The 11,314-nt window shown below is 39.2% G+C and carries 10 protein-coding genes and 2 pseudogenes; 4 read left to right on the forward strand and 8 right to left on the reverse strand.

What is annotated here, in order from left to right:
- The gene (locus A6755_RS17255) at nucleotides 1-3,132 is read right to left on the reverse strand and encodes an SbcC/MukB-like Walker B domain-containing protein (RefSeq protein WP_063591462.1); all 3,132 of its coding nucleotides are present in this window, start codon (nucleotides 3,130-3,132) and stop codon (nucleotides 1-3) included.
- Entirely contained in the window at nucleotides 3,129-4,274 is a 1,146-nt protein-coding gene (locus A6755_RS17260; protein ID WP_063591463.1) for an exonuclease SbcCD subunit D, read from the reverse strand. The genes A6755_RS17255 and A6755_RS17260 overlap by 4 nt, the downstream gene beginning before the upstream one ends.
- A 432-nt stretch (nucleotides 4,275-4,706) precedes the next feature.
- Here A6755_RS17260 and A6755_RS17265 point away from each other — a divergent pair.
- A pseudogene (locus tag A6755_RS17265) lies at nucleotides 4,707-4,940 on the forward strand (transposase); the annotation flags it as partial.
- Nucleotides 4,937-5,098, forward strand: a pseudogene (locus A6755_RS28300) (transposase); the annotation flags it as partial. The pseudogenes A6755_RS17265 and A6755_RS28300, both read left to right, overlap by 4 nt.
- A gap of 144 nt (nucleotides 5,099-5,242) precedes the next feature.
- Here A6755_RS28300 and A6755_RS17270 read toward each other — a convergent pair.
- The 6 genes from A6755_RS17270 to A6755_RS17295 form a co-directional block, all read right to left on the reverse strand.
- Nucleotides 5,243-5,671, reverse strand: a complete 429-nt coding sequence (locus A6755_RS17270; RefSeq protein WP_034312903.1) for a DUF2621 domain-containing protein — start codon at nucleotides 5,669-5,671, stop codon at nucleotides 5,243-5,245.
- An 80-nt stretch (nucleotides 5,672-5,751) separates the two neighbouring features.
- Entirely contained in the window at nucleotides 5,752-6,057 is a 306-nt protein-coding gene (locus tag A6755_RS17275) for a DUF3219 family protein (protein ID WP_063591465.1), read from the reverse strand.
- A gap of 128 nt (nucleotides 6,058-6,185) precedes the next feature.
- The gene (locus A6755_RS17280) at nucleotides 6,186-6,413 is read right to left on the reverse strand and encodes a sulfurtransferase TusA family protein (protein WP_034312908.1); all 228 of its coding nucleotides are present in this window, start codon (nucleotides 6,411-6,413) and stop codon (nucleotides 6,186-6,188) included.
- A 41-nt stretch (nucleotides 6,414-6,454) separates the two neighbouring features.
- Nucleotides 6,455-7,510, reverse strand: a complete 1,056-nt coding sequence (locus A6755_RS17285) for a YeeE/YedE family protein (protein ID WP_174878734.1) — start codon at nucleotides 7,508-7,510, stop codon at nucleotides 6,455-6,457.
- A gap of 165 nt (nucleotides 7,511-7,675) precedes the next feature.
- Nucleotides 7,676-8,152 (reverse strand): CcdC family protein, encoded by a 477-nt coding sequence (locus A6755_RS17290; protein ID WP_048685979.1) that lies wholly within the window; start codon nucleotides 8,150-8,152, stop codon nucleotides 7,676-7,678.
- Between the two features lie 417 nt (nucleotides 8,153-8,569).
- A complete protein-coding gene (locus tag A6755_RS17295; RefSeq protein WP_063591466.1) occupies nucleotides 8,570-9,277 on the reverse strand; it encodes a cytochrome c biogenesis protein CcdA in 708 nt (235 codons plus the stop codon).
- 246 nt (nucleotides 9,278-9,523) lie between these two features.
- Between A6755_RS17295 and A6755_RS26240 the strand changes: the two genes are divergently transcribed.
- Together A6755_RS26240 and A6755_RS17300 are read left to right on the forward strand one after the other, a co-directional pair.
- Complete coding sequence (locus tag A6755_RS26240) at nucleotides 9,524-9,697, forward strand: aspartyl-phosphate phosphatase Spo0E family protein (protein WP_084737866.1); 174 nt, start codon at nucleotides 9,524-9,526, stop codon at nucleotides 9,695-9,697.
- Nucleotides 9,698-10,720: 1,023 nt separating this feature from the next.
- Nucleotides 10,721-11,119: a DoxX family protein gene (locus A6755_RS17300; RefSeq protein ID WP_034312918.1), complete on the forward strand. Its 399-nt coding sequence runs from the start codon at nucleotides 10,721-10,723 to the stop codon at nucleotides 11,117-11,119.
- The last annotated feature ends 195 nt before the right edge of the window (nucleotides 11,120-11,314 follow it).

The raw sequence follows: 11,314 nt of genomic DNA on the forward strand, positions 1-11,314 counted from the left end.
TTAACCAGCAAAATAAAAGGACGTCCGACTTCCTTTTTGTGTCGAAATGACTTGAAGCTGGGCATCGATTCTTTCTTTCAATTCCGGGACATGGGATATTATCCCGACCAATCTCCCGGTGCTTTGTATATCCATTAATGCTTCAATTGCATGATCAAGAGATTCAGGGTCGAGCGTACCGAAACCTTCATCGATGAACATCGTTTCAAGTGAAATTCCGCCAGCATTCTGCTGGACAACATCCGCAAGACCCAAGGCAAGTGCAAGGGAAGCCTTAAAGCTCTCTCCTCCCGAAAGGGTTTTGACATGCCTCTCTTGTCCTGTATATTGATCATACACAGATAACTCCAGACCGCTCTGGATATTCCTTCGTGTAGGATCAAGCTTTCGCAATAACTGATATCTTCCGCTTGTCATTTTCAGCAGCCTTGAATTGGCTTCTTTTAAGATATCATCTAAAAAGGCTGCAAGTACATAACGTTCAAAAGTTATTTTGAAGGAGTTTTGACCTTTGGAAATCTCAGACAGATGACCGACGATACTGTACCTTTCATCCAAACTTTTCTGTTCTTCCCTAATTTGCGCCAATTTCCTTTGGATTTCTTCGTTAGTCCGTTTTTCAGCCTGCAACTCATTCTGTTTTTGGCGTAACGACTCCAATTCTTCATCTATGAAATCGAAAGTCTTTTTCAATCCTTCAAGATCCGGTTTGGTCACATCTTTTAATTTCATTTCCAAATCATGAAACAGACTTAAAACACTTTGCCAATTTTGATTATACTGCTGAACTTGGTCCTCCAAATTTCCAAGAGCTGCTTCCGATATTTTTGCTGCCGTATATTCTTTATAATTGGAAAAACCTTGATTGGTCATATCCGCAATTAACTTTTCCCGCTCCTCTTTCAATTCTGTATTTAAAGCCTCGATATTTCCACTTAGGGATTCTTTTTTCGCACTGATGGCCGATTCTCTTTCCTTCACCAGTTGAAGGTTTTTTTGCGCATCTTCCAAGGCCGATTGTAAGCGTTTCTTTGTATTTACAGCCATTAGATAAGCTGCATTATATTCTTCCTCTGTCCGTATTCCGTCTGGCAGGGAATCGGTTAATCCTGTTAGTTTTGTAGAGTTTTCAATATACCTGGTTTTCCCTTGGTCCTCTTTTCTCTCTAAAGAGATCAGATTTTCCTTTAGCTCGGATGCTTTCTCTCTTAAATCCAGCAACCTTTTTTCCAGATCATTTAATACTGACTTTTTCCGCATCAATTCTTTTAGCTGTTCTTGCAGCACTTTTCCTTTTTGTACAAACTGCAGCAAATGCTCATTAATATCTTCATTCTTAAACTCCGGCATATCATTTTGTAAGTCGCTCAGCTTTTCTTGTGAAGACTCTAACAATGCGTCATATTTGGATTTCGCTTGATAATATTCACTTTCCGCTTGGCTTTTTTGTTGTTCCGCCGTTTTCAGCTTGTTTTCTTGCTCTTTCAGTTCCAAATCCGTCGGCATATGCTCATGCATCTGAGCTGGTTTTGGATGACTTTGTGAACCGCACACAGGACAATTTTCTCCAGAGTGCAGCATGGAAGCAAGCATACCTGCTTGGCCAGATCGCCAGTTTCGATTCAGGGTTTCCAGTTTTTCCTTCTCCTGAATTTGTATTCTTTGTAACTCCTGGAACCGATTATTCTTTTCATCCAGCACCCGTTTCGTATTCTGGATTTCATAAAGAACTTCTTGAAGCTTTTTAATTTTAGATAATGATGAATGGTTTCTTTCTGCTTCAATTTCCTGATCACGATAAAGAACAGCCGCTTTTTCCGCTTCTGTTTTTTCTTGAGCGACTTTCTCAGCTTCCGCTTCGACCGACAGATGTTCCGAAACAGTTTTTTCACGAAGTCGTTTACAAGTTTGCCACTCTTTTTCATCTAAGGTAACCTGTGCTTTTAAGCTTGCAAAAGTCATGACAGCCTCTTTTACCTGCTCAAGCTGATGAACAGCTCGGACTGCCTGCTCTCTTTCATTTTCCTTCAACATTTCCTTATCATAGCAATCCTGCTTCTCAATGCGTTCAGTTCGCAACTTCTCGGACTGCTCACTTAACTTTTGAAGTTCGGCTTTCGCATCTTGCACTTGTTTGCCAATTCGCAAATAGTATTGTTCCTGCTTTTCAAGTGAAGCCGCTTTGTGTGCCATTTTCATTTGTACTTTCACTAGTTCCATTTCTGGCAGCTTTGCTTCAAGGGCCTCTTTTTCTTTTCGAAGTTTTTCTTTTTCAGAAAATCGATTTAATAAATCGACAGCTTTTGAAAGCTCTTGATTTACTTGATCTCGAGCTTTTTGCTTTTCCTGTATTTGGTTATTTATATATTCATTTTTTTCCGTTGCTTGCAAAATGACTTCCTGTAATAACGGTAAGACCTGCTGTTCATTAGGCTCTTCCCCTTGCAATTGCGCCTGCAGCTCTTCATGATTTCCAGGATGGATGCCTTTCATCAATTCAATTCGCCGCTGAGCACTTTTTTCGCTTTGCTTTCTTAGGATGGAAGCCTCTTCTTTTAATTTTTCTTCTATTCGTTTATAAAGTTCAGTATGAAATAATTTCTGGAGAATCTGTTCTTTATCCTTGCTGTCGGAAGTTAACAGTTTTCGGAATTCATTTTGTGGAATCATCAGGATTTGCCGGAATTGGTTCGCATCAAGTCCAATTAGTACTTTTATTTTTTCTTCAACTTCCCGTACATTTGCACCAAGCAATTTTTTCCCTTCAGGCAATACCTCATATAATTCAGCCTTAGCTCCAACCGTAGTTGTTCCTTCCCCTGCTTTTTTCTTCCGTTCCTGCTGTGGCGACCGGGTCACCAAATACGTTTTTCCACGCAAGGTAAATTGTAACGAGACTTCAGTCAACAGATCATCTTCGGCAAACTGACTTCGTAAATCTTGCCCGCTCCGATCTTCACCGCTGGCTTTTCCATAAATCGCAAAACTAATCCCATCAAATATCGTTGTTTTCCCTGCGCCTGTCTTGCCAGAGATGACAAACATGGTCCGTTCCCCAAGGGAATTAAAGTCAATGATTTCCCTTCCTGCATATGGTCCGAATGCCTGCATCGTTAAAATATCCGGTCTCATTTCAAAGCCTCCTCTTTCTTAACAGCTTCAATTACCGAAACCATCAAATCCTGCTTTTGTGAATCAAAGTCCCTATCTGTCATATCTTGATAAAACGTTTCAAACAGGTCCAATTCTGATTTCCGTTCATCTTTTACAGAAGTGAAGGAATTTTTCCTCCTAAGGTCAGTCAAATCCCATTTTCGCTCCAGATGAAGTACGTTCGGATAAATCTGACGCAAGCGGTTAATAGGATCGATGAGTGCCCCCTCATCATTTAGTGTTATTTTCAAATAGTCATCCCTTTTTTGCGATTGATAGAAAGCGGGATCAAGCAATTCTTCCATAACCCCGGATATTTCCCTCATATCGAATTTGGGTGTCAAAGAACGATAGCGTATATCAAAACTTCCATCTTCTTGCATATCGACGATGGAAAGCGATTTATTCTGCTTGGCCTCGGAAAAAGAATATTTTAATAGTGATCCAGAGTAAAACACCTTAGGATGACGTATCGCGTCTGGACTATGTAAATGCCCAAGTGCCGTATAATCGAACGCATCGAATAAGTCGGATGTGACACAGCCAGAACCACCTACCGACAAGACCCTTTCCGAATCGCTCGTTTTTCCGCCTAATACAAAAGCATGTCCTACAAAGACATTCGGCTCATCCCTATTGAAATTCTCGGCTATCGTTCCGGTTATCCGCTTCATCGCTTCTTGATGGGAATGGATACTATCATCTTCAAAAAGATGGCGGACCGTCCCAGGTTCTGCATAAGGAACACAATAAAAGTTCACGCCCTTGATGCGAACCGGCTCACATGTTTTTGTCAATTTGCCATGAATGTATAACTGACTATGACGATACCATGATGAACCGAATGCGAGTCTTTCCGCAGAATCATGGTTTCCCGAAATCGCAACGATCGGTGTATTCATTTTCACATTAATCGTATAAAGGATTTCATCAAGAAGCTCCACCGCTTCAGTCGGCGGAACGGAACGATCATATAAATCACCGGCAATCACCACGGCATCCGGTTTTTCCTCTTCGACAATTTCTATGAATTGCAAGAGTGCATGCCTTTGGTCATCTGTCATATGTACCCCGTGAACGATTTTACCTAAATGCCAATCAGCCGTATGAATAAATTTCATAGTTTCACTCCGTCCTAAATTTTACTTACTATTATTATATCAAAAATTTAACGAATAGCATGGTTTGGGTACAAACGTTCTAATTTTTACCACACAGCTCCATCCTTTTCATGATTCAAAATGAAAAAAGCAGACTCCAAATGAGTCTGCTTCTGAATTTAGACAAACGCGATGAAAATCGAGTTTGTCTACATTTTTTTGCTTGCACAAATTTTGACGTTGATTTCCACTTCAGGCACTCGCTTTCCGCGGGCGGTCCGGGAGCCTCCTCGGCGCACTCGCGCCTGTGGGGTCTCCCTTAGACTCGCTATTCCCGCAGGAGTCTCGCACCTTCCGTTCCAATCAACTATGTTTAAAAATTTGGATAGAACTCCTTTTGCCTACAGTATTTTTCGTTTTAAAATAAATCTATTAAAACTTGAGGTGATGAGGATGCTTTCGAAACATCCTTCTATTCAACGAGAACAACTTGAAATGATTACTTTTGATCAACTGGTGCCGCCGAGCCATTTGGTTCGTAAAATGGAGGCTTCCATTAACTTCATTTTCATTTATGACTTGGTGAAAGATATGTATTCAGAGGTAGGACGCCGAAGTAATGATCCAGTTATTTTAGTTAAACTGACATTCATTCAATATACCTTCGCTATTCGTTCCATACGACGATTAAGTGTGTATTCACGGATGCAAAAGAAAAGCAAGGTATGCGTTGGAATACTTTAAGGGGACTTAAAAAATTGTCGATGCAAGCGCTGCTTACTTTCACTGCCATTAATTTAAAGAAGATGGCCATGTGGACATGGCAAGGTCCTAAAATAGCATAACCTAGTGGCTCGAAGAGCCCAAATCTCTTAACCTTTGGTCAAAATTTCAAAGGGAGTTTTAAAAGGGGTTCGAATTTTTTTTATTCTGAACCCCTTTTGTCTACAAACTGAAGCAGACTCCAAATGAGTCTGCCTTTTTCATCATTAGCTGAATAAATGTTCATATGGACCCATATTCACCTTTCTTTCAGCTAATTTTTTTTGCAAAAATTTATGGTCCCGCTTTGGTGTGGCAATGATATAGCCGCGTATTACTAAATCTTCCGTAATATCGCCCGCTTTTTCCTTTAGCGCCAACTCCCCGATTTTCCCCGCAATCTTATGACGTGCAACATCACGAAAAAGTTCTGGCACAGGACTCACTAAATCTTCCAGTAATTCCTTTTGCTGCTTTGACCATAAGTGCTTTGTTTGATCCAAATAGTATTCTTCCCAATCCATATCGGATTTCCCATCTTCTTTTGGAAATCTTTTCAAGAACTTTCGAAACATGAAAAAGCCACCTATGCTCATCAATATAATTAAAAGGGCTACCCAAAATAGAATGAACCATAAAAACCATCCGCTAAGCAAAGTACCACCTCATATGTATAGAATGATCGTCACTATTATTATAGACAGTAACCCATATCTTTACAAGACTGGCAATACAATCATTCTTGACCGTTCACTTCCAGCAAGACGAGTGAAAAATCCCCTACCGCATTTTCTTCATATAGATTCGTGACCGAAGTTGCATAGTTAAAAATCTCTGCACGAAACTCCTCGTTTGACTGTGGAATCATTAAATCAAAAACCATCTGATAAAGAAGTGTAGTAATATCATGATATTCACTATGTGTGACCTTGAAATTGAAACTGACTTTTCTGATTTCCTTACCTTCAGAATCCTTTACAGTTTCAGAAAGAAAATCCGTAACTTTCAGTGGAACATCATTTAAAATGACCTCGTCAACCAATATCAACATCTCCTTAATAAAGTGGTTAAAGACATATTATCACTAGAAACTTTCAGCGCCAATTATTCAACCTTGAAAAAATGAAAAAACGTGCACAGGAAACCTGAGCACGTTTTCTTCAAATCAATTTACTTTCCCTTTTTTACGATTATTCGCCATTTAGCGTCATCGATTTGCTCGAACTCGGTGATTTCATGACCTTCTGTAGCAGCCCAACGCGGAATGCTCTCCGTTGCTTGTGTGCAATCGAAATTAATGATCAATTCCTCACCTTTTGCCATGTCCGCGATCGCTTCTTTTGCTTCCACTAAAGGGAATGGACATACCATTCCAGTCGTTTCCAATACTTTTGCCATTTATATTCCACTCCTTGATTAACAAGTTTTTGACTCGTATCTTAAGCCGCTTTGGATGCGGCGGCTGCCTGCTTTTGCTTACGGATGATCGTGAAATATGTTGCTACCCATGTACCCAGCAGGAAAAAGACAATCGCAATCCAACCTTGCCAAGCAAATAACGCCGAGTTCACCAGGCCATTTCCGATTGTGCATCCCCCGGCAACACTTGCCCCGAATCCCATGGTTACACCACCAATTGCATTATTACGTAACGTTTTCATATCAGGCAAACGCCAACGGAATTCCCCGCTCCCTTTGGCAGCAATGAAAGAACCTAGGAAAATGCCTACTACTAAAAACGTGCCCCAATCGATTAACGCATCATCTCCGGTGATAAGGAAAGTTAAAATGTTCGCTGAAGGCGCTGTAATTCCGAGTCCGAACATCCTCCCTGTCATTGCACTCAGCGGCCAAGCCATGATTGCAATAAGGCCGACCAATAATGCTGTAACAAAAGGATGCCAGCGTTTCTCGAATAAGATGTGGGCCAATCCCGTTTTTTTCGGTTTCATTTTAAAGATTGGAAGTTTCGGTTTTCTCAATTCACGAATCACCAATATGCCAACCAAGAGTGTCACAATAATAACAAGCACCCAAGGCGAAACATTTAACGTTTCATGAATATACGTATCATTTGTACGATAAGATAACAGATTATCCCCTGCCACTTTCCATACACCATATTTCGTCATTGCTGCCCCTAGCATATATCCAAAAAGGGCAACCCAACTTCCGATCATGCCCTCTCCGGCACGATACCATGTTCCAGTGGCGCAACCTCCTGCCAGAACCATACCAATACCAAAAATAAAGCCACCCACAATGGTTCCCAGCCATGGAAAACCATCATTTCCAAACTGAATGACCCCTGTACCATTCAATGCATAAACTCCAATACTTTGTATCGCTATAACAACAAATGTAGCCAAAAACATCCGTCCATCTTTAGCTAAAATCAAATCACGATATGCACCAACAACACAGAAACGGCCTCTTTGAAGCACAAATCCCAGCAGTAAACCACAAATAATCCCTAACACAATCATTTGTAACATGTACCGTTTCCTCCTTAAGTAAAATAATAATACTAATATAATATAATTCGGATGAAATTACTAGGGTTTTGGATTGATTTTTTTCTAATGAAGTTCCCATGCAAATGAAAAACCCGAGTCATCATGAATAACGACTCAGGTTTTGTAGATTATTTCCTTTGATTATCAAACCATACTGCCTCCGCCGAAACTGGCTGCTTTAACTTTCTTATATTGGTAAAGCATGGCAATTCTCCACGGAACGATCATCGCAAAAGCAAGTAAGAAAAACATTCCGCTCAATACACCGATTTCAATCGTGCTTCCCAGCATCAGCTTTGCCACCAGTCGAATCACCATGAGACCAATCAATATGAATATGAACGCTTTAGAGCGCAGAATATAAATTTTTTCATCTCTAACCTCAAATTTAGATGTTTTGATCAATAAGATGGAAAATAGCATTCCTGCAACAAGAGCCTCCAACAATTCGTATCGAGTGACCCTGAACATCGGGAAAATAAACATCAAAGCACCGGTACTCATAAACAGCGGCGGTAAAATGATTTTCCTTTCATTCACTGGTTTTTTCGTTTCCTTCATCCGTAATATGAAAACACCTATAGCCATCACAATCGCTATACCTGTTGATATATATATCATCTCTTAACCATCCCTTTTAACTAATAATAGGTAAGTACCATTAAAAATTATATATGACTTCAATTTATAAACAAAGTATATAGTACCTATTTAAGATAAACAAGGAGGTGTTTATTAATACTTTTGATGATGCTTCCAATTCCCGCCCTCGACAAAAGGCTTGACGATAAAACCTTGGCCCCGGCTTCTATAGCCTTCGTCAACCATTTTTGCATTATGAAAATCGCAGCCTGAAGTTCTTCTTAATTTCTTAGATCAGGATTTAATTTCTATATAATATTCAATGCTTACCGCCCAATCCCGCATTCATCAACCACTTAGTGACTGACCTTATACCGAAAATCAACGAAATGGGCACCATAAGACCTAATAGCTGGCCTCAATTAGAATAATATTGAAAAATTAACTTATTATGGACTAAAAACCTGTAAAGCCACCGAATAGTCTAGACAGGACTGCAATTATTTTGGTCATCCAATCAAAAAATAAAACCACACCCATTATAATCATTAAATATCCGCCAATCTTCATGATGTATTGGCTATACTTTTTGATCCATTTCAACTTTCCGACAAAGAAGGATAATATGAAGAACGGGATGGCAAATCCTAAAATATAGGCAGTCATATAGCTCATGGCAGCACTTGGATTCGTTGCACCCAATGAAATGACAGCACCTAACAGCGGACCTGCACAAGGAGTCCATCCAGCGGCGAAGGCCAGTCCGATAAGAATGGAACCTATATATCCGCTAGGTCGATTCTTGAATTCAAAACGACTGTCTTTCATCAAAGACTTCGGCTGAAAGATTCCTACAATGAATAAACCAAAAATGATAATCAGGATAGCACCAACCTGACGAATTAATTCTTTGTAATCCGAGAAAAAAGAACCTAAGTATGAAGTGCTAAAACCAATTGCAATAAAAACCAGGGAAAACCCAAGAAGGAAGAATAAAGTATGCAGCATGCTTCTTCTTTGGAGCATGGCGTTCTCGGATTTGATTTCACCTACACTCATACCAGTGATATAAGATAAAAAGGCCGGATATAGCGGTAAGCAGCAAGGCGAAATAAAACTCAGGAATCCCGCCCCAAAAGCTAAAAACATATTAATATCATTCAAATAAGCTCACTCCTATGTATGTCAACCTATAAACATTGTAACAAATAAGATAAAAAAATACATTTATGGAACTGTGAATATTTCATGACAACCAATAGCTTATAACTGGATGGGCGACAGGCTAAGTTAACTTATTTGAATTCATTAGTCCAAGCCGATATAATTGTTATATTCATACAGATTTTACAACGAACACATAAATTAAGGGTACCTTGAAATAAATGTTGGGGCCAGAAAGGAAATATAATGGCTAAAAAGAATGAATTTCTCGAACAGATTGAATTAAAGAGAAATGAACTTATCAAAATTGTCGCTAAAGATGGTTTAAACTCTCATGTTGCCGTTGAATATAGCCAGCAACTTGATCAGTTACTAAATAAATATAATGAACTTTTTTATAAAACCGGTACAAATTTTTAATCCAGTACATCTCCCATTGATAACCACATAAGTTATTATATGATTTATTTTGCTGTCAATCTCCCCTTTTTACCTTCTTTCTCAATTAGGATACTTAGGCATGACCTTTGCAATATAAGAAAACAGGCAACCGCCATGGGCATTGCCTGTTTTTCGATTTAAAATAATGCATATGAATCATTTTGCAATATCAACATCGGGATGTCGGAGCATAGTTTGTCACAACAGAACAGCAGAAGATCCAGCAAAGACGGAAGAACCGTCCGGACCACTTCCTACCCCAGTGTGACACCCGGTTGTGTACGTTATTTAATCCTCGTTGCAGCACCCTACACACCACATATGAAGTATTTTCGATTATCTAAAAATGGCGGCCGGATCTTAAACAATTCCTTAGCTGTACTTCCAAGTCGGCGGCCTCAATTGAGTTTCATATATAATGATCACGAGTAAAAGTGGAAATTTACGAGTAAAAGCGTGGAATTCACGAGTAAAAGTGCAGAATTCACGAGTAAAACAGCTAATTTCACGAGTAAATCGTGTGAATTCACGAGTAAACGCAGAACTCACGCGTAAATGCGTGGAATTCACGAGTACAGTGTCAAAACTCACGAGTTAAAGCGCGAAACTCTGAGTAAGTGGCCAAATTCACGAGTCAGTGTGAAATTTATGTGTAAGATTATGTAGCAGGAGGGCATTCGTTTAAAGACCCTAATTGCGACATCAATGGACTATGGAGCTATTCGTTTAAGCGATATCCCTTACAAATAAAAGGAATGGTTTTTTCTCCCTAAATGTATTTATTTTTAAATTCATCCAGGAAACTTCATTTATCCTCAATCCTTTTTCTAAACGGCAATCATTAAAATTAAAATGATAAAAATTATGTTTGACAAATCACTAAAAACATATTATCTTTAATTAAAGATAAATTAATTCGAGATAACATCACTGTGTTTTTTTTAACACAAATCTCGAATTAAATATATCTTAATTCAAAATAAATTCCAGGAGGAATCATAAATGATTGGTATTGGTTTATTAGTTATACGTATAGTAATAGGGTTATCGTTTGTTGGACATGGAGCTCAAAAATTATTTGGGTGGTTTGGCGGTCATGGCTTGAAAGGTACAGGAGGGTGGTTTGATTCAATTGGGATGAAGCCAGGAATTACCATGGCCCTATTTGCCGGTCTATCTGAACTTATTGGCGGAGCGTTATTTGCTTTAGGTCTCCTTACACCCTTTGCAGGTATATTAATTGCACTTACAATGCTCGTTGCGATCGTTAAAGTCCATGGAGCAAATGGCTACTGGGCAACTCAAAACGGTTATGAATATAATCTTGCCATTCTTGCAGTGGCGATTGGCGTTGCGCTAACCGGAGCTGGACCATACTCTCTTGATTCCTTTCTATTTTAAGGAAGCTTGGGTTTTATAATCCCTATATTATGAAAAACACGGAGTTGGCAATAACCACTCCGTGTTTTTACTTTATCCCCATTATTCAGAGATTTTTCTAGTGGTTATCAAAGCTTATAACTCGAATAAAAGATTACATTGTTGAGGAAATAGGAACTTAGGTTGTCCCATAATTTAAATTAGATGGTTTCAATA

It is taken from the genome of Peribacillus frigoritolerans, from assembly GCF_001636405.1.
GTDB classification, from domain to species: domain Bacteria; phylum Bacillota; class Bacilli; order Bacillales; family DSM-1321; genus Peribacillus; species Peribacillus frigoritolerans.